Raw genomic sequence first — 17,254 nt, forward strand, 5'->3', positions numbered from 1 at the left:
GGAGAGGACAACCATGTTCAAGCGTTTCAGAAAGACATCGATTGCCGTGGCGCTGGTCGCCACTGCCGGCCTTGCAGGCGCGGCCATCGCGCAGCAGAAGACCATGGCGATCGGCACCGGCGGCACCGGCGGCGTGTATTATCCGCTCGGCGGCGCCATCGCCAATGTGCTGTCGAAGGCGCTGCCGAACACCCAGGCCACCGCGGAAGTCACCGGCGGCTCGGTCGATAACCTCAAGCTGATCGCCTCGGGCCAGAGCGAGCTCGGCTTCAGCATGGCCGACGCCGCGCTCGACGCACTGAACGGCCAGGACAAGTTCAAGAGCGGCAAAGTCCCGCTGCAGACCCTGCTGGTGGTCTATCCGAACCGCATGCATATCGTGACCATCGAGGGCGCCGGCATCGAGAAGATGTCGGATCTCAAGGGCAAGCGCGTCTCCACGGGCTCGCCGGGCGGCGCCACCGAAGTGATGGCGTTCCGCGTCATCGAGGCCGCCGGTCTCGACAAGGACAAGGACATGAAGCGCGAGCGTCTCGGCGTCGCTGAGTCCGTCAACGCCATCAAGGACCGCAAGATCGACGCCTTCTTCTGGGTCGGCGGCGTGCCCACTGCCGCCGTCACCGATCTCGCCGCCACACCCGGCATGAAGATCAAGTTCGTCGACCACGCCGACCTTGCCGCCAAGATGAATGAGAAATACGGCAAGCTGTACTCGCCCTCGACCATCAGCAAGAGCATCTATCCCGGCATGGACAAGGACAACGCCAATACCGAAGTCTGGAACATCATCGTCACCGGCAACAAGATGAGTGACGACGACGCCTACAACATCGTCAAGACGCTGGTGGAGAAGAAGGCCGACATCGTCGCCGTGCACAAGGAGGCCGAGAGCTTCTCGCTCGACAACCAGGTGCAGGAGCGCTCCCCGGTGCCGTTCCATCCGGGCGCGCTGAAGTACTTCAAGGAAAAGGGCATCGGGAAGTAAGACCAGCCCGCCACAAGACCAGACTTAAGGCCGCGCACTCAGGTGTCGCGGCCTTCTTCATGATGTCACAGGTTTAGTCCGCGCTGTGCACTAAGCTGCCTCGGAAGGCCTCTGCCGCGCCACGGCGAGGTCATAGCTCGATTGCAGGTTCATCCAGAACTCACCGGGCATGCCCAGGCGCTTCTCAAGCAACACCGCGGTTTCGGCCGTCATGGCGCGCTTGCCATTGATGATCCCTGTGATGCGGTTTGGCGGCACGCCCAGATCGCGCGCGAGCGCACGTGCCGAGAGATCGTTGGGGAGCATGAATTCCTTGAGCAACATCTCTCCCGGCGCAGTCGGGAGACGCTGCATCTGAATCTTCTCGCGTGGAATACTCATGCTATCTCCTAGTGGTAGTCAGTAATTTCGACATCGTAAGCGTCACCATCGCGCCAAACGAAGCAAACGCGCCATTGGCTGTTGGTCCATATGGCCTGCTGGCCCTTTCGATCGCCTCTGAGCGGATGCAACTTGTTGCTCGGCGGCACCTTCAGACTTTCGAGGGTCGGCGCACTGTCGATCATATCCAGCTTGCGCCGCGCCACATCGATGATGGCGTTCGGGAAGCCTTTCTTGATCGGCCTCCCGGCAAAGATGTCGGCCGTCCGCCTGTCTGCGAAGGTCTTGATCATGGTGTTATGTATCGCGTAACGGCCTACTTTTCAATGAGCCGGTCGGTCGGGGGCCGCGGATTTTACCGCGGAACCGGCGTGCCTTCGCGCCGTTGCCTGCCGGGCACTGCCGTGCCGTGAGGACCACGCGTGCACGACGCCAACAGGATCAAACATCCGCTCGACGCGCTGAACTTCTTTCTCGCCGATGTCCGAGACGGGCTCGGGCCCTATCTTGCGATCTATCTCCTCACGGTCCAGAAATGGGACGAGGCCTCCATCGGCATCGTGATGTCGGTCGCCGCCCTCGCTGGCATCGTCGCGCAGACCCCTGCCGGCGCCCTGATCGACAAGACCACGGCCAAGCGCGCCATCGTCATTCTTGCCGCCGTCATCGTCACACTCGGCTCGATCGTGCTGCCACTCTACCCCGGCTTCCTGTTCGTCGCGACGACACAGGCACTGACCGGTGTCGCCGCGGCCGTCTTCGCACCGGCATTGGCGGCGATCACACTCGGCGTTGTCGGCCCCAAAGCCTTTGCGCGCCGGATCGGCCGCAACGAGGCGTTCAACCATGCGGGCAACGCGACGGCAGCGACGCTGGCCGGCATCTTCGCCTATGCCTTCGGGCCGATCGTCGTGTTCTGGCTGATGGCCGCGATGGCTGCGGCGAGCATCCTCGCGACGCTGGCGATCCCCGCCGATGCCATCGATCATCAGATGGCCCGCGGCCTCGGCGATCTCGACGACACGCACGATCACGATGCCGCCGACCGGCCTTCCGGCTTTCAGGTGCTGCTGACCTGCAAGCCGCTCCTGATATTTGCCGCCGCCACCGTGCTGTTTCATTTCTCCAATGCGGCGATGCTGCCGCTGGTCGGCCAGAAACTCGCACTGGTGAACAACGAGCTCGGCACCACGCTGATGTCGGTCTGCATCGTCGCGGCACAATTGGTGATGGTGCCGGTCGCCATGCTGGTCGGCCGCAAGGCCGATGTCTGGGGCCGCAAACCGATCTTCGCCTGCGCGCTCGCAGTGCTGGCGCTGCGCGGCGCGCTGTATCCGCTCTCCGATAATCCCTACTGGCTGGTCGGCGTGCAGACTCTCGACGGCATCGGCGCCGGAATCTTCGGCGCGATCTTTCCGCTGGTGGTCGCAGACCTCACTTATGGCACCGGCCACTTCAATATCAGCCAGGGCGCAATCGCCACCGCCGCGGGATTGGGCGGCGCGCTCAGCACGGCCATTGCCGGCGTGGTCGTCGTGAAGGCCGGCTACAGCGCGGCATTTCTGACGCTGGCCGCTTTGGCGGGGATCGGCCTCATCCTGTTCATTGTCGCCATGCCGGAGACGCGACCTTCCGACGCACGTCATCAGCCGTTAGTACCGAATGCTTAAGGATGGTATTGCATTGCGGTAGCAACTCGCAGTGCAGCATAGTACCATTCACCCAGTACGTTTCCATGCATGTTGTCCATGGAAACGCCTGATCGGGAGAAGCTGGAAAGACCTGCCGGTTGCGCAGATGAGTCGCAGGAGCGGACCGTCTTCGGGTTCGTTGTACCAGCCGTGCCGGTTCCCACTTGATCCCGGCCTCCCGTCAATGTCTTAAACACCCTCAATCAGATCGCGCGTCGCAGCCGCGCGGCCTGTCCGACATGCAAAAGGACTCTTCGAGATGTCATCATCGATCCGCTTCCCGTCCCGCCGCTCCGTGATCCTCGGCGGCGCGGCTGCCCTCGGCACCCTGCCGATCCTGTCACGCCGCGCCAGCGCCGCAGAGTGGCCCACCAAGCCGGTGAAGTTCATCGTTCCGTTCGCGGCCGGCGGCACCACCGACATTCTGGCGCGCGTCGTCGCGCAGAAGATGTCCGAAGAGATGGGCCAGCAGTTCATCGTCGAGAACAAGGCCGGCGCCGGCGGCAACATCGCCGCTGACTTCGTCGCCAAGGCCGAAGGCGACGGCTACACCTTCCTGGTCGGCACGCCCGGCACCCACGCGATCAACAAGTTCGTGTTCAAGAACATGACCTATGATCCGGTGAAGGATCTGGCCTCGGTGATCGTGATCGCCAAGGTGCCGAACCTGTTCTCGGTGACCAACTCGCTGCCGGCCAAGAGCGTCAAGGAATTCATCGAACTCGCCAAGGCCAAGCCGGATGAATATTTCTACGGCACGCCGGGTCTCGGTTCGACCGCGCATCTGTCGACCGAACTGTTCAAGTCGATGACCGGCGTGAAGCTGACCCACGTGCCCTACAAGGGCAGCGCCCCCGCGCTCACCGACCTGATCGGCGGCCGCGTCCATGTGATGATCGACAACCTGCCGGCGGCGCAGCCTTTCGCGGAGAGCAACCAGATCCGTGCACTCGCCGTCTCCACCAGCAAGCGTTGGGAGCCGATGAAGGACATTCCGACCATCGCGGAATCCGGCGTCGACGGCTACGACGCCGCCTCCTGGTTCACCATCGCAGCCCCGGCGAAGACGCCGAAGGAGATCATCGCCAAGCTCAATGCCTCGACCGACAAGTTCATTAAGTCGACCGACGGCACTGCCCGCCTGATCAAGCTCGGCGCCGATCCGACCGGCGGTTCGCCGGCCGATATGGATGCCTATGTGCAGTCCGAAATCGAGAAGTGGGGCAAGGTCGCCCAGTTCGCCGGCATCAAGCCGGAGTAAGGGCAGCGCAGGGTTGGCAGGGCGTTAGACGCGCCTGCCTGTCTCGCTTCGTTAAGCGTGAATAGATCGAAGGGCATGCGCATCCGCGTGTGCCCTTTTGCTTTGGGAGTGCAGTTGGCGCCCATTCCACACTCGTCATTCCCCGGCAAACCAATTGGTTTGCCTGAGGGCGTGCGTAAGCCCGGACGCGCTGAGTCCTCAATTGTCATTCCGGGATGCGCCCGGCCGGCGCAGCCGGCTGGGGCGCAGGCCCGGAATCCATAAGCTCGATCGTGGTTATGGATTCCTGGCTCGCGCAAGGGCGCGCCCCGGAATGACAGTGGAGGGAATGCACTCAAACATTTTTTCCTATCCGCCGTTGACAACATCCCTTTTTGGACTATATTCCCCTTCGTCCTGCCCCACCGAGAGGGGCGATCGCGATCGTCACGTTCGCGGGGTGGGATGCGGTGGACGCCGGAGATGCGGCGTTACGCGGTTCACGGGGGACGTCTGTCTTCGGGCAGGACGGATCTGCGCCAGCACTGCCACTGGCAAGGAGACGGCCGACCTTGAGATGGAAAGAGCCCTGGACAGTGTGACGGACGACCAAATCGAAACGCGTCCGGCTTACTCGCTTGAGGCTCCCTTCCCATCGCCTTGGGACTTTAATTCGCGATCAGCGTTCGTCGAGGCAAAGCGCAAGCAACCGAAAAAACACCGCAGGCGGAACGCTGGGCACTCGCTCGGCGCCTCCGAAAGTCCTGATGCATTATCGTTGCGGAAGACCGCATTCGCATCAGGCCCAAGGGTGCAACGGGCACCCGGCGTTCCGCACGCCCTCTCACAAGGGGGCGGGAATGCAGCAGACGACGGCGCCCCCGCGCCGCAAATAATGGGGGGTGATGACGCATGTCTGCAAAGCAGTAGCTGTTTGACAGTTGAATCAGCGATAGCGCATAGGCGTTTGTAGGACCCCTCCCCCTTGCGGGGAGGGTCGGCCGAACGAGGCGATGCGTAGCATCGACGAAGTGGAGGCCGGGGTGGGGGTGCCCCACGTGAGAGCGCCGCTTGTGGCCCCCCACCCGACCGGCCAAGCGGCCGGCCACCCTCCCCGCAAGGGGGAGGGAAAAGGAAGACCGTCTACTCGAACTTCATATCGATGCAGCGCGACACGTCCGAGCCGAGGCCCGAGGGAATCGTGACGCAGCCACGGATTTTCTGCTGGGTGTTGTCACTCACCCACATGGCAAAGCCACCATTGCCGAAGAACGAATTGGTGTTCGGCGGCTCGGTCTCCGTGGCATCGAAGGAATAGCTGGAGTCGGTATCGAACACGCGCGGCTTCTTCACGCAGGCGCCGTCGCTCTGGACGTTGATGACTTCCTTGGCATCACGCGTCATCGATAGCGACACCGAGCAACGGAAATATTCCGAGGTCTTCGCATTGAACAGATAGGCATAAGAGCGGCAGGTCGCCGTACTCAGCTTGCCTGCGGCAAGCCCACGCCCGCAGGAGATGCGCTGGTTGTTGCTGAGCTTGAAATCATCTGCCGCAGCAAGACCGGGCGCCAATACCACCGCGCCAACAACCAAAAGACTTTTCACGATCGCTCGCATTGTCGAATCATCCCCATCGCCACATTCATCGTGGACCGGCTTAGCCCGAAAGCGAAAGATAGTCGCCAGACCGCGCTTGCGAAATAACAAACTCTGTCGCGACCGCATGTCGTATTGACGGGCTGTCACCGTTCGTGATTTGTTCAAGACCACCGCGCAGCCGCGATGTACTTTCAAAAACACTTTTCGGAGAATTTGGGATGACCGCTCGAGCCTTTACGATGCTGTGCGCCGCCGCACTGATGACATCGGCCCTTGCCGGCCCTGCTCTGGCTCAGGCGCCGACGCCCTGGGTGCTCTCGCCCGACATGGGCTATGGCTACGACGCGTCAGGCAAGACCTTCGCGTACAAGATGGGCACCAACAATGCCAAATTCCTGCTGAAGGGCGCCAAGAAAGTGCCGAAGAACACACTCTTCTTTATCGGCGAGAACGGCCAGCTCTATATGCGCAGCGGTCCGTTCCTCGAAGATGATGGGAAGTTCAAGTTCGGCCCGGGCTAGTCCCGGTTTCGGACAGGATCATGCGCAACCGGACGGGTGCCGCATGACGGAGACATGACATTGCTCCCTTTCGCCATGAAGCCCTCTCCCACCACGGTGGCAGAGGTGATACAGAGCGCTTCATCTTTTTACGAAAGCTGAAAGCACTCATGGCCAAGTCGCTGCCCGTCTCCCCCCTCGCCCCGACCGCTGTTCCCGAACTGCCCGCGATTGCAGGCGTGCGCCTCGCTACGGCCGCTGCCGGCATCCGCTATACCGGCCGCACCGACGTGCTGCTCGCGGTGATGGACAAGGGCACGACGGCCGCCGGCGTCTTCACCACGTCGAAGTGTCCGTCCGCTCCGGTGGAATGGTGCCGCGCCGTGCTGAAGGGCGGCAAAGCCCAGGCGCTGGTGGTCAACTCCGGCAATGCCAATGCCTTCACCGGCAAGACCGGCAAGGCATCGACCAAGCTGACCGGCGACATCGCGTCCAAGGCCGTCGGCTGCAAGCCGAACGAGATCTTCCTCGCCTCGACCGGCGTGATCGGCGAACCGCTCGACGCCACCAAGTTCGACGGTGTTCTCGCCACGCTGGCCGATAGCGCGACGCCCGAGGGCTGGATGGACGCCGCCAAGGCGATCATGACCACCGACACCTTCCCGAAGGTCGCGACGGCCACCGTGAAACTCGGCAAGGCCAAAGTCACCATCAACGGCATCGCCAAGGGCTCGGGCATGATCGCACCGGACATGGCGACCATGCTGTCCTTCGTCTTCACCGACGCGCCGATCAGCGCGCCGGCCTTGCAGGCGCTGCTCAAGGCGGGCGTCGATGACACGTTCAATGCCGTGACGGTCGATGGCGACACTTCGACCTCCGACACCCTTATGATGTTCGCCACCGGTGCCGCGGCGGCCCAGGGCGCACCGAAGATCACCAAGGCCAGCGACGTCAGGCTAAAGCCATTCGTGAAGGCGCTGCAGACGCTGCTCGCCGACCTCGCCGAACAGGTCGCCCGTGACGGCGAAGGCGCCCGCAAGCTGATCGAGATCATCGTTGAAGGCGCAACCACCAAGGCCTCGGCCCGCAAGATCGCCATGTCGATCGCCAATTCGCCGCTGGTGAAGACTGCCGTTGCCGGTGAAGACGCCAATTGGGGACGCGTGGTGATGGCCGTCGGCAAGGCCGGCCAGCCGGCCAATCGCGACAAGCTGTCGATCTCGTTCAACGGCATCCGCGTCGCCAAGTCCGGCGCGCGCGACCCGTCCTATAACGAGGCCGAGGTCTCGAAGACGATGAAAGAGCAGAAAATCCAGATCAAGGTGGCGCTCGGCCTCGGCAAAGCGCGCGACCGCGTGCTGACCTGCGACCTCACCAAGGAATATATCGCGATCAACGGCGATTATCGGTCGTGAAGAGGATCGCCGCGGGCATCGGCCTGGCGGCGATCGTCTTTTCGACGGAGGCCTTGGCCAAGGACCTGCCGGTCGGGCGCATGCGACGCGCGACCGAGAGCAACAAGGAAGTCGGCATCGGCATTGGCGCACGCTGGAACAATGCCTGCAAGAGCGTCGGCATTCCGCAGGTTCAGCTCGACACCGCACCCGCTCATGGTTTCGTCTGCCTGCGCAGCGGCCTGGTCAAACCAAGCAATGTGTTGTTCGGTGGCGCCAAGCACTGCATGCCGATGGAAATCGAAGGCGTCGAGGTTGTGTATCGGTCCCGCCCGGGGTTCGACGGCACGGATACGCTCGGCTATACGCTGAAATTTCCGCGCGGTACGAAGCCGTTGATTGTCGATATCCGCATCAAGCCCGCTGCAGGCACTGCGCGCAAGGACAATGACCCGACGTTCACGCGCCAGCCTCCGGGCGAGATTCCAAGCTGCGCAGCGCTAGTCTCTTGAAGTGAGATATATCCGATGAAAATGGTTCTCGTCGTCGCTTGCGCATTGATCGACCCCGACGGCCGCGTGCTGATCGCGCAGCGGCCGGAAGGCAAGGCGCTGGCCGGCCTGTGGGAATTTCCCGGCGGCAAGCTGGAGCCCGGCGAACGGCCGGAAGCCGCGCTGATCCGCGAGCTCGATGAAGAACTCGGGATCACCGTGAAGGAAGCCTGCCTCGCGCCACTGACCTTCGCCAGCCATGCCTATGAGGATTTTCACCTGTTGATGCCGCTCTATATCTGCCGGCGCTGGGAAGGCCTCGCGATCTCCAGGGAAGGTCAGAACCTCGCCTGGGTACGCCCCAACAAGCTGCGCGACTATCCGATGCCGGCCGCGGATATCCCGCTGATCCCGCATCTGATCGATCTGCTCTAGGGCTTCAGCCCCTTCACCGCGTCGGCGAGACTTGCTTTCGCCGAGCCCGGCTTCAATGGCTTCTGCTGGCTCTCATGCGGCGCCCAGCCGGACAGCCAGATGATGTCGAAGGTCGCGCGGATGCGGCCGTCGGGGTCGGCGAAACGCTCGCTGTAGATCTGCGCCATACGCAGCAACGTCGCGCGGCGCAGCGGCGCCCGGCGGCGCTCGACCAGCACGTTAGTGGCGCCCATCCTGCGCAGATCCTGCATCAGACCGAAGGCGCTGTCGTAGCGCACCACGACGCGATCGACATCGGTCACCGGCAGCGCAAATCCCGCGCGCTGCAGCAAGGCGCCGACATCGCGCAGATCGGCCATTGGTGCGACGCGCGGCGAGATGCCGCCTTCGCGTTCGGCTTCCGCCGCGGCGAAGGATTGCCGCAGCTCGGTCAGCGTGTCGCCGCCAAGCATTGCGGCCAGCAGCAAGCCGTCAGGCTTCAGCGCGCGGCGGATCTGCGCCATGACGCCCGGCAGATCGTTAACGAAGTGCAGCCCGAGCGCGGAGATGACGAGATCGAGCGACGCCGGCGCGAGATTGAGACCATCGCTTTCGACATCGGGCACGTCGGCATGTGTGAGATGGCCGACACGCCCGGCCACAACATCGCGCAGACGGTTGCCCGGCGTCGCGACGTCAGCGGCATTGTCGAACTGGCGCAACACAGCCTGCAAGCGCTCATCCATGTCGGCGATGACACGATCCAGCAGGAAATTCTCGGCGCCCAGCCGCGATGCACGCGCCTGCCGCGCCCGCAGCAGAGCGCGATCGAACAAAATAGGTGCGGCATTCGGGGTCTGAGCCATGCGGCTTGGTACGCCGAAGACCAGGGATCTGGCAATCGCGCTTGAGATCGGCGCAGGAGGGCTCTAGCCTTCAACCCATGGACGCAGAGGCGACAGTGTCGTGGTCCCTCCCCGCGCAATTGCGCGGCGCGCTGAAGCTTTGCCGGTCTGCATGGACGCAAACCGCCCGTCTTGCGCTCGACATCGCGCTGCCGACGCTCTGCGTCGCCTGCCGGGAACCGGTCGCCGGCGAAGGCGTCTGTGCGGCCTGCTGGGGCCAGCTCTCCTTCATCGCGCCGCCGTTCTGCAGCCGGCTCGGCATCCCCTTCGTCTACGATCCCGGCCCGGGCATCCTGTCGATGCAGGCGATTGCCGATCCGCCGGCCTATCAGCGGGCCCGCGCAGCCGTGCGCTATGACGATGTCGCCCGCACGCTGGTGCATCAGTTGAAATATCATGACCGGACAGACCTCGCGCCAATCATGGGTCGCTGGATGGCGCGGGCGGGGAAGGAATTGCTCGCGGACGCCGATCTTCTGGTGCCGGTGCCGCTGCATTGGCGCCGCGGCTTCAGTCGGCGCTTCAACCAGTCCGGCGCGCTGGCGCGGGCCATTGGCCGGCAGAGCGGCGTTGCGATATCCCGCGACGCCTTGCGGCGAATACGTCCGACCGAACACCAGATCGGCCTGTCGCGCAGCGAGCGCGCCAGCAATGTCCAGGGCGCCTTCAAGGTCCCACCTGAACGCCGGGCTGAAATCCAGGGCCGCCGCGTCATTTTGGTCGACGACGTGCTGACCTCGGGTGCCACGACGGACGCCTGCGCACGGGCGCTGCTGCGCGCCAAGGCCGCCCAGGTCGATGTGCTGGTCTTTGCGCGGGTTGTGGAGGCCCACAAGGTCCCCATATAATCAGGCACTTCCCTGCAACTGGAGCACCCGATGGCCGCCGCTATTGAAATCTACACCCGCCCCGGCTGCGGCTATTGCAGCGCCGCGATCTCGCTGCTCCAGCGCAAGAAAGCTGCATTCACCCATTTCGACACCGCGACCGATCCGAAGCTGCGCCAGGAAATGTTCGACCGTACCTATCCCGGCGCCACCTTCCCGCAGATCTTCATCGACGGCACCCTGATCGGCGGCTGTGACGATCTCTATGCATTGGACCGCGAAGGCAAATTTGACGCCATGATCGCAGGCGAGAAGGCCACCTCATGAGCCAGACATCTCCGACGTCCGAGCCCCAGACCTTCACCGCCGCCATGGTGCAGATGCGCACCGGCCTACTGCCGGAGCCGAGCCTCGAACAGGGCCGGCATCTGATCCGCGAAGCCGCGCTCGCCGGCGCCGACTATGTGCTCACGCCGGAAGTGAGCAACATGATGCAGCTCAATCGCACGGCGCTGTTCGAACATCTGCGCCCGGAGGAAGACGACCTCTCGCTGAAGGCCTATCGCGCGCTCGCCGCGGAGCTGAAGATCTACGTGCATATCGGATCGCTGGCCGTGCTGGCCAACCCGGAACGCGCCGCCAATCGCTCGTTCCTGATCGGACCGGACGGCAATGTGCTGGCGAGCTACGACAAGATCCACATGTTCGACATCGACCTGCCGAACGGCGAGAGCTATCGCGAATCCGCGAATTATCAGCCGGGCGAGACCGCCGTCATCTCTGATCTCCCATGGGGCCGCATCGGCCTGACCATTTGCTACGACGTCCGTTTCCCGGCGCTTTATCGCGCATTGGCCGAAAGCGGCGCGTCTTTCCTCACCGTGCCCTCGGCGTTCACCCAGAAGACCGGCGAAGCTCATTGGCACACGCTGCTGCGCGCCCGCGCCATCGAGACTGGCTGCTTCGTCTTTGCGGCAGCCCAGGGCGGCGTGCATGAGAACAAGCGTGCGACATATGGACACTCGCTGATTATCGACCCGTGGGGCGTGGTTCTGGCCGAAGCGACGGGCGTCGAGCCGGGCTTCATTCTGGCCAAGATCGATCCTGCGAAGGTGACGGAAGCGCGCAAGACCGTGCCGTCCCTGCAGCACGGCCGCCGTTTCAGCGTCAGCGATCCCAAATCGGGCCCAGACTATCTGCACCTTGTCCGGCAAGCGACATGATCCGTTACGACCTACGCTGCGAGAAGGGCCATGCTTTCGAAAGCTGGTTCCAGAGTTCCGGCGCCTATGACTCCCAAGTGAAGCGCAAGCTGGTGAATTGCCCGAATTGCGGATCGGTGAAGGTCGAAAAGGCCATTATGGCCCCGCGTATCGTGGGCAAGAGCAAGAATCGCCCGGCACCCGCCCCTGACGCCGGTTCCGAGACCACAGCCCCGCTGATGATGGCGCCGCAGGAAGCCGAACTGCGCGCCAAGCTGAAAGAACTGCGCGATCACGTTACCAAAAACGCGGACAATGTCGGTGAAAGCTTCCCGACCGAAGCTCGCAAGATGCATTATGGCGACATCGAACATCGCCCGATCTACGGCGAAGCGACGCCGGATGAAGCACGGTCGCTGATCGATGAAGGTATCGAGGTGACTCCGCTGCCTGTCCTGCCCAGCGATCGGAACTGACCGCAACCTCCGCTCACCAGCATTCTTGTGCGCGTTTCGACTCATCCAAACTGCGCCGTCGGTACATGATTCCGAAAGCTTCCCACATACGGCAACTTTGTGGCGTTCGAGTCACAGGCGTGCACAATCGCTTTGTTAGCCCTTGAGACATGGCAAAACTCGCCTAACTTATAAGCAAGTGCCTGAATATGAGTCGCGCGCTGCACTCAGATCGCATTGCGCGATTTCGGACCTGGATGTGTCCTGAAGGCTATAGTGCTGATGTTGAGTCGCGATCGGAAAGACGCGTTCCGTTACCACCTTAGGAGCATCGCGACCAACAGGACGGCCGACCAGCAAGGAGAGAGGGATCATGTACAACGATTCTCTGTTCAATGCGTTCGCTAGAAGTTACGAAGCCCGAAGTGAGACGGACATGTCGATGTCCGAGTATCTGGAATCCTGCAGAGGGGACCCGATGCGATATGCGAACGCGGCGGAACGCCTACTGGCGGCGATCGGCGAGCCTCAAATGATAGACACGGCCAAGGACCCACGCCTTGGCCGTATTTTTTTGAATCGTACCATCCGTAGCTATCCAGCCTTTGCCGGCTTTCACGGCATGGAAGATACGATCGAACGCATCGTCGCCTTCTTCCGACATGCGGCGCAGGGTCTCGAAGAGCGCAAGCAGATTCTCTATCTGCTCGGCCCGGTCGGCGGCGGCAAATCATCGCTTGCCGAGCGCCTCAAGGCCTTGATGGAAGTCCATCCCATCTATGTGCTGAAAGCCGGCGACGAACTCTCTCCGGTTTATGAAAGCCCGCTCAGCCTGTTTGATCCCGACACGCTCGGCCCGATGATCGAAGAGAAATACGGCATTCCGCGCCGGCGGCTTACGGGTCTCATGAGTCCGTGGTGCTACAAGCGGCTCGAAGCTTTCGGCGGCGACATCTCGCAATTCCGTGTCGCCCGCATCCAGCCGTCGCGATTGCGCCAGATCGCCATCGCCAAGACCGAACCCGGTGACGAGAACAACCAGGACATCTCCTCGCTGGTCGGCAAGGTCGATATCCGCAAACTTGAAATCTTCGCCCAAAACGATCCCGACGCCTACAGCTATTCCGGTGGCCTCAACCGCGCCAATCAGGGCGTGCTTGAATTCGTCGAAATGTTCAAGGCGCCAATCAAGATGCTGCATCCGCTGCTGACGGCGACGCAGGAAGGCAACTATATCGGCACCGAAAACATCGGCGCCATCCCGTTCACCGGCGTGATCCTCGCCCACTCCAACGAATCCGAGTGGCAGAGCTTCAAGGCCAACAAGAACAACGAAGCCTTCATCGATCGTATCTGCGTCATTAAGGTGCCCTACTGCCTGCGCGTCACCGAAGAACAGAAGATCTACGAGAAGCTTATTCAGGGCTCCGAACTTGCCACCGCACCTTGCGCACCGGCGACGCTGGAAACCCTGGCACGCTTCTCCGTGATGTCGCGGCTGCGCAAGCACGAGAACTCGACGACCTTCGCCAAGATGCGGGTCTATGACGGCGAAAGCCTGAAAGAGTCGGATCCAAAGGCCCGCAGCGTTCAGGAATACAAGGACGCCGCCGGTGTTGATGAAGGCATGGACGGTGCCTCGACGCGCTTCGCGTTCAAAGTTCTGGCCGCAACCTACAATCACGACACGTCGGAGATTGGGGCGGATCCCGTGCACCTGATGTATACGCTGGAGCAAGCGATCCGCAGGGAGCAGATGCCTGATGAAGTCGAAAAACGCTATCTCGAATTCATCAAGGCCGAGCTGGTGCCGCGTTATGCGGAGTTCATCGGTCACGAAATCCAGAAAGCCTATCTGGAATCCTATTCGGACTACGGCCAGAACCTGTTCGATCGTTATGTCGACTATGCCGATGCCTGGATCGAGGATCAGGACTTCAAGGATCCTGACACCGGACAATTGCTCGATCGCGAATTGCTCAATCAGGAACTGAGCAAGATCGAAAAACCGGCCGGAATCGCCAACCCCAAGGACTTCCGCAACGAAGTCGTGAAGTTCTCGCTTCGCTCGCGAGCACAGAACGGTGGAAAGAATCCGACCTGGACGAGTTATGAGAAGATCAGGGAAGTCATCGAAAAGCGCATCTTCTCTCAAGTTGAAGATCTGCTTCCGGTGATCTCCTTCGGATCGAAGAAGGACGGCGAGACCGAGAAAAAGCATGACGACTTCGTCGCGCGGATGATCGTTCGCGGCTACACCGAGCGCCAGGTTCGCCGTCTCGTCGAATGGTATATGCGCGTGAAACAGGCCGGCTGACGCAAGGAGCCAACATAACGTGGCCATGCATATCGTCGATAGACGCCTGAACCCGAGCAGCAAGAGTCTTGAGAACCGCCAGCGGTTCTTGCGACGCGCGAAAGCTCTGGTTCAGGGAGCCGTCAAGAAAGCCTCCCAGGACCGCGACATCAAAGACGTCCTGGAAGGCGGCGAAGTGTCCATCCCGCTCGACGGGATGAACGAGCCCCGCTTTTATCGCGAAGGCGGCATTCGCGACCGGGTGTTGCCCGGCAACGTGAAATTCGTGGAAGGTGATTACCTTCAGCGGCCGCAATCGAAGAGCGGCAGATCGAACGATGCCGGTGAAGGCGACGGCGAGGATGCATTCCGGTTTGTGCTCAGCCGGGAGGAGTTCGTTGACATTTTCCTCGACGACCTGGAACTGCCGGATCTTTCCAAGCGCAAGCTGGCCGAAGTCGAAAACGAAGGCCTGCGCCGCGCCGGATATACGACGTCCGGCTCGCCTGCCAATATCTCGGTCAGCCGCACCGTACGCTTGGCCATGGCACGACGGGTTGCACTGCAGCGACCGCGACCCGAGGCCATTGCACAGTTGGAAGCTGAACTGGAGCATTGCAGTGACGAGCGCCGCCCCGAATTGCTGGCAGAGATCACGCGGCTGAAATCCAAGATGCGGCGGATTCCGTTCATCGATCCCATCGACATCCGCTATCGCCGCTTCGAGAACGTGCCGAAGCCGGTGGCGCAGGCGGTGATGTTCTGCCTGATGGACGTCTCCGGCTCGATGTCCGAGCACATGAAGGATCTCGCCAAGCGGTTCTACATGCTGCTCTACGTCTTCCTGACGCGTCGCTATCGCAAAGTCGAGATCGTCTTCATCCGTCACACCGACCGTGCCGAGGAAGTCGACGAGCAAACCTTCTTCCACGGCCCCGCGTCGGGCGGCACGCTGGTTTCCAGCGCACTGCAGGCCATGCATGAGATCGTGCAGTCACGCTATCGCCCCGCCGACTGGAATATCTATGCCGCACAGGCCTCGGACGGCGACAACTCTTATGCCGATGGCGATCTCTCCGGCCGCCTGCTCAAGGACATGATCCTGCCGGTGACGCAGTTCTTCGCCTATCTGGAAGTGGGCGAATCCGGCAGCCATCCGTTCGAAATGTCGGAATCCTCACTGTGGACGCTGTATCAGCGGCTGCGCGCGGAAGGTGCACCGCTGTCGATGCGCAAGGTCAACGACCGCAGCGAGATCTTTCCGGTGTTCCACGACCTGTTTCAACGTCGCCAGGCCAAGGAGAGGGTGGCTCCATGACAGACCGTCTCTACGAAGGTGCGGACTGGGACTTCACCACATTGCAGCGCATCCACGATGCCTGCGAGGAGATTGCCGAAAAGGAGCTCGGCCTCAACGTCTACCCGAACCAGATCGAGGTCATCACCGCCGAACAGATGCTGGACGCTTACTCGTCCGTAGGCATGCCGCTGTATTACAAGCACTGGTCGTTCGGCAAACAATTCGCCCATCAGGAAGCGTCCTATCGCAAGGGCCTGATGGGTTTGGCCTATGAGATCGTTATTAACTCGTCGCCATGCATTTCCTACCTGATGGAGGAAAACACGGCGACGATGCAGACGCTGGTAATTGCCCACGCCGCTTTCGGCCATAATCACTTCTTCAAGAACAATTATTTGTTCAAGCAGTGGACCGACGCCGACGGCATTCTCGACTATCTCGATTTTGCCAAGGGCTATGTGGCGCAGTGCGAGGAAAAGCATGGCCGCGCAGCGGTGGAGCAGACACTCGACGCCGCGCACGCGCTGATGTCGCACGGCGTCGATCGCTATCCCGGCAAGAAATCGCTGGATTTGCGGGCCGAGGAAAAACGCGCCAAAGAGCGCCGCAATCACGAAGAAACCTCGTTCAACGATCTGTGGCGCACGGTGCCGACGGGGCGGGCGAAGAGTGCCTCACTGCTCAGCGCGGAGCGACGACGCGCTCTGCTCGGCCTGCCGCAGGAAAACCTGCTATATTTTCTGGAGAAATCCGCACCGCGCCTGAAGATCTGGCAGCGCGAACTCATCCGCATCGTTCGGCACATCTCGCAATATTTCTACCCGCAAGGTCAGACCAAGGTGATGAACGAAGGCACGGCCACTTACGTGCACTATCGCATCATGAGCCGGCTGCATCAGACCGGACAGATCTCGGACGGCAACTTCCTGGAATTCCTGCAGTCGCACACCAATGTCGTGTTCCAGCCGAATTACGATGACCGGCGCTTCTCGGGCTTCAACCCCTATGCGCTCGGCTTCGCAATGATGCAGGACATCGAAAAAATCGTCACCGATCCGACCGACGAAGACCGCGCGTGGTTTCCCGATATCGCCGGCAAAGGCGATGCAATGGCCGTGCTGCGCGATATCTGGGCCAACTACCGCGACGAGAGCTTCGTCAGCCAGTTCCTGAGCCCACGACTGATGCGCCACATGCGGATGTTCCACCTGCATGACGACCCGGCCGTGTCGGAAGGCATCCGCGTCGACGCCATCCATGACGAGCGTGGCTATCGCCGCGTCCGACGTGTGCTGGCGCGTCAGTACGACGTCGGCCTGATCGATGCGAATATCGAAGTGGTGGACGTCGACCTCGCCGGCGATCGCCGGTTGATGCTGAAGCATTCGGTGCTCAATGGCGCCCTGCTCAATGAGCCCGATGCGAAGCGGGTGCTGCAGCATCTCGCCGATCTCTGGAGCTACGACGTCTCGCTTGCCGAGGTCGATGCCTCCGGCCTGGTGCTCAAGGAACATGTCGCCCATCCTCGCGTGATGGCCGCGGCCGCCTGATCGATCCCCCTACGTTTC

Annotated in this window: 18 protein-coding genes; 14 read left to right on the forward strand and 4 right to left on the reverse strand. The window is 61.8% G+C overall.

The window, feature by feature from the left end:
- Positions 1-13: 13 nt before the first annotated feature.
- Positions 14-985 (forward strand): TAXI family TRAP transporter solute-binding subunit, encoded by a 972-nt coding sequence (locus AB7783_RS20310; protein ID WP_068729346.1) that lies wholly within the window; start codon positions 14-16, stop codon positions 983-985.
- Between the two features lie 90 nt (positions 986-1,075).
- Here the strand turns inward: AB7783_RS20310 and AB7783_RS20315 are convergent, their stop codons facing one another.
- Both AB7783_RS20315 and AB7783_RS20320 read right to left on the reverse strand, forming a co-directional pair.
- Positions 1,076-1,366 (reverse strand): HigA family addiction module antitoxin, encoded by a 291-nt coding sequence (locus AB7783_RS20315; RefSeq protein WP_441278627.1) that lies wholly within the window; start codon positions 1,364-1,366, stop codon positions 1,076-1,078.
- 8 nt (positions 1,367-1,374) lie between these two features.
- Entirely contained in the window at positions 1,375-1,659 is a 285-nt protein-coding gene (locus AB7783_RS20320) for a type II toxin-antitoxin system RelE/ParE family toxin (RefSeq protein WP_441278628.1), read from the reverse strand.
- A gap of 129 nt (positions 1,660-1,788) precedes the next feature.
- On the opposite strand from AB7783_RS20320, the gene AB7783_RS20325 reads away from it, so the two are divergent.
- Positions 1,789-3,036, forward strand: coding sequence for an MFS transporter (locus AB7783_RS20325; RefSeq protein ID WP_441278629.1), 1,248 nt, complete (start codon positions 1,789-1,791; stop codon positions 3,034-3,036).
- 280 nt (positions 3,037-3,316) lie between these two features.
- Positions 3,317-4,318: a Bug family tripartite tricarboxylate transporter substrate binding protein gene (locus AB7783_RS20330; RefSeq protein ID WP_309942508.1), complete on the forward strand. Its 1,002-nt coding sequence runs from the start codon at positions 3,317-3,319 to the stop codon at positions 4,316-4,318.
- A gap of 1,122 nt (positions 4,319-5,440) precedes the next feature.
- Here AB7783_RS20330 and AB7783_RS20335 read toward each other — a convergent pair.
- Positions 5,441-5,917, reverse strand: coding sequence for a hypothetical protein (locus tag AB7783_RS20335; protein ID WP_089267692.1), 477 nt, complete (start codon positions 5,915-5,917; stop codon positions 5,441-5,443).
- Between the two features lie 200 nt (positions 5,918-6,117).
- On the opposite strand from AB7783_RS20335, the gene AB7783_RS20340 reads away from it, so the two are divergent.
- The 4 genes from AB7783_RS20340 to AB7783_RS20355 all read left to right on the forward strand — a co-directional run bounded on the left by AB7783_RS20340 (position 6,118) and on the right by AB7783_RS20355 (position 8,722).
- The gene (locus AB7783_RS20340) at positions 6,118-6,420 is read left to right on the forward strand and encodes a hypothetical protein (protein WP_184512165.1); all 303 of its coding nucleotides are present in this window, start codon (positions 6,118-6,120) and stop codon (positions 6,418-6,420) included.
- 149 nt (positions 6,421-6,569) lie between these two features.
- Positions 6,570-7,817: a bifunctional glutamate N-acetyltransferase/amino-acid acetyltransferase ArgJ gene (gene argJ / locus AB7783_RS20345; protein ID WP_089267694.1), complete on the forward strand. Its 1,248-nt coding sequence runs from the start codon at positions 6,570-6,572 to the stop codon at positions 7,815-7,817.
- Positions 7,814-8,308 carry a hypothetical protein gene (locus tag AB7783_RS20350; protein ID WP_441278630.1) on the forward strand — a complete coding sequence of 165 codons (495 nt, stop codon included), beginning with the start codon at positions 7,814-7,816 and terminating at the stop codon, positions 8,306-8,308. The genes argJ and AB7783_RS20350 overlap by 4 nt, the downstream gene beginning before the upstream one ends.
- Positions 8,309-8,323: 15 nt before the next feature.
- On the forward strand, positions 8,324-8,722 hold the full coding sequence (locus AB7783_RS20355; RefSeq protein WP_374725597.1) for a (deoxy)nucleoside triphosphate pyrophosphohydrolase: 399 nt from the start codon (positions 8,324-8,326) through the stop codon (positions 8,720-8,722).
- On the opposite strand, the gene AB7783_RS20360 is transcribed toward AB7783_RS20355, so the two are convergent.
- Positions 8,719-9,567 (reverse strand): methyltransferase domain-containing protein, encoded by an 849-nt coding sequence (locus tag AB7783_RS20360; protein WP_441278631.1) that lies wholly within the window; start codon positions 9,565-9,567, stop codon positions 8,719-8,721. The genes AB7783_RS20355 and AB7783_RS20360 overlap by 4 nt on opposite strands.
- A 77-nt stretch (positions 9,568-9,644) precedes the next feature.
- Between AB7783_RS20360 and AB7783_RS20365 the strand changes: the two genes are divergently transcribed.
- From AB7783_RS20365 to AB7783_RS20395, 7 genes are all read left to right on the forward strand, one after another.
- Positions 9,645-10,454 carry a ComF family protein gene (locus tag AB7783_RS20365; RefSeq protein ID WP_441278632.1) on the forward strand — a complete coding sequence of 270 codons (810 nt, stop codon included), beginning with the start codon at positions 9,645-9,647 and terminating at the stop codon, positions 10,452-10,454.
- A 30-nt stretch (positions 10,455-10,484) separates the two neighbouring features.
- The gene (grxC, locus tag AB7783_RS20370; protein WP_068729362.1) at positions 10,485-10,760 is read left to right on the forward strand and encodes a glutaredoxin 3; all 276 of its coding nucleotides are present in this window, start codon (positions 10,485-10,487) and stop codon (positions 10,758-10,760) included.
- Positions 10,757-11,656, forward strand: a complete 900-nt coding sequence (locus AB7783_RS20375) for a carbon-nitrogen hydrolase family protein (protein ID WP_120287340.1) — start codon at positions 10,757-10,759, stop codon at positions 11,654-11,656. Before grxC ends, AB7783_RS20375 begins: the two co-directional genes overlap by 4 nt.
- Positions 11,653-12,111 (forward strand): DUF1178 family protein, encoded by a 459-nt coding sequence (locus tag AB7783_RS20380; RefSeq protein ID WP_089267700.1) that lies wholly within the window; start codon positions 11,653-11,655, stop codon positions 12,109-12,111. Before AB7783_RS20375 ends, AB7783_RS20380 begins: the two co-directional genes overlap by 4 nt.
- A gap of 352 nt (positions 12,112-12,463) precedes the next feature.
- Positions 12,464-14,407, forward strand: a complete 1,944-nt coding sequence (locus AB7783_RS20385; protein WP_089267701.1) for a PrkA family serine protein kinase — start codon at positions 12,464-12,466, stop codon at positions 14,405-14,407.
- 25 nt (positions 14,408-14,432) lie between these two features.
- On the forward strand, positions 14,433-15,704 hold the full coding sequence (locus AB7783_RS20390) for a YeaH/YhbH family protein (RefSeq protein ID WP_170849644.1): 1,272 nt from the start codon (positions 14,433-14,435) through the stop codon (positions 15,702-15,704).
- The gene (locus AB7783_RS20395; protein WP_441278633.1) at positions 15,701-17,236 is read left to right on the forward strand and encodes a SpoVR family protein; all 1,536 of its coding nucleotides are present in this window, start codon (positions 15,701-15,703) and stop codon (positions 17,234-17,236) included. Before AB7783_RS20390 ends, AB7783_RS20395 begins: the two co-directional genes overlap by 4 nt.
- The last annotated feature ends 18 nt before the right edge of the window (positions 17,237-17,254 follow it).

This window comes from Tardiphaga sp. 172_B4_N1_3, from assembly GCF_052076035.1.
In the GTDB taxonomy this organism is placed as follows: Bacteria; Pseudomonadota; Alphaproteobacteria; order Rhizobiales; family Xanthobacteraceae; genus Tardiphaga; species Tardiphaga robiniae.

What these genes read in the sequence shown, in the direction of transcription:
- AB7783_RS20310 (WP_068729346.1), top strand. Translation starts at nt 14, where the DNA reads ATGTTCAAGCGTTTCAGAAAGACATCGATTGCCGTGGCGCTGGTCGCC.
- AB7783_RS20365 (WP_441278632.1), top strand. Translation starts at nt 9,645, where the DNA reads ATGGACGCAGAGGCGACAGTGTCGTGGTCCCTCCCCGCGCAATTGCGC.
- AB7783_RS20360 (WP_441278631.1), bottom strand. Translation starts at nt 9,567, where the DNA reads ATGGCTCAGACCCCGAATGCCGCACCTATTTTGTTCGATCGCGCTCTG.
- AB7783_RS20375 (WP_120287340.1), top strand. Translation starts at nt 10,757, where the DNA reads ATGAGCCAGACATCTCCGACGTCCGAGCCCCAGACCTTCACCGCCGCC.
- argJ (WP_089267694.1), top strand. Translation starts at nt 6,570, where the DNA reads ATGGCCAAGTCGCTGCCCGTCTCCCCCCTCGCCCCGACCGCTGTTCCC.
- AB7783_RS20335 (WP_089267692.1), bottom strand. Translation starts at nt 5,917, where the DNA reads ATGCGAGCGATCGTGAAAAGTCTTTTGGTTGTTGGCGCGGTGGTATTG.
- AB7783_RS20390 (WP_170849644.1), top strand. Translation starts at nt 14,433, where the DNA reads ATGCATATCGTCGATAGACGCCTGAACCCGAGCAGCAAGAGTCTTGAG.
- AB7783_RS20385 (WP_089267701.1), top strand. Translation starts at nt 12,464, where the DNA reads ATGTACAACGATTCTCTGTTCAATGCGTTCGCTAGAAGTTACGAAGCC.
- AB7783_RS20320 (WP_441278628.1), bottom strand. Translation starts at nt 1,659, where the DNA reads ATGATCAAGACCTTCGCAGACAGGCGGACGGCCGACATCTTTGCCGGG.
- AB7783_RS20340 (WP_184512165.1), top strand. Translation starts at nt 6,118, where the DNA reads ATGACCGCTCGAGCCTTTACGATGCTGTGCGCCGCCGCACTGATGACA.
- AB7783_RS20395 (WP_441278633.1), top strand. Translation starts at nt 15,701, where the DNA reads ATGACAGACCGTCTCTACGAAGGTGCGGACTGGGACTTCACCACATTG.
- AB7783_RS20380 (WP_089267700.1), top strand. Translation starts at nt 11,653, where the DNA reads ATGATCCGTTACGACCTACGCTGCGAGAAGGGCCATGCTTTCGAAAGC.
- AB7783_RS20355 (WP_374725597.1), top strand. Translation starts at nt 8,324, where the DNA reads ATGAAAATGGTTCTCGTCGTCGCTTGCGCATTGATCGACCCCGACGGC.
- AB7783_RS20315 (WP_441278627.1), bottom strand. Translation starts at nt 1,366, where the DNA reads ATGAGTATTCCACGCGAGAAGATTCAGATGCAGCGTCTCCCGACTGCG.
- AB7783_RS20330 (WP_309942508.1), top strand. Translation starts at nt 3,317, where the DNA reads ATGTCATCATCGATCCGCTTCCCGTCCCGCCGCTCCGTGATCCTCGGC.
- grxC (WP_068729362.1), top strand. Translation starts at nt 10,485, where the DNA reads ATGGCCGCCGCTATTGAAATCTACACCCGCCCCGGCTGCGGCTATTGC.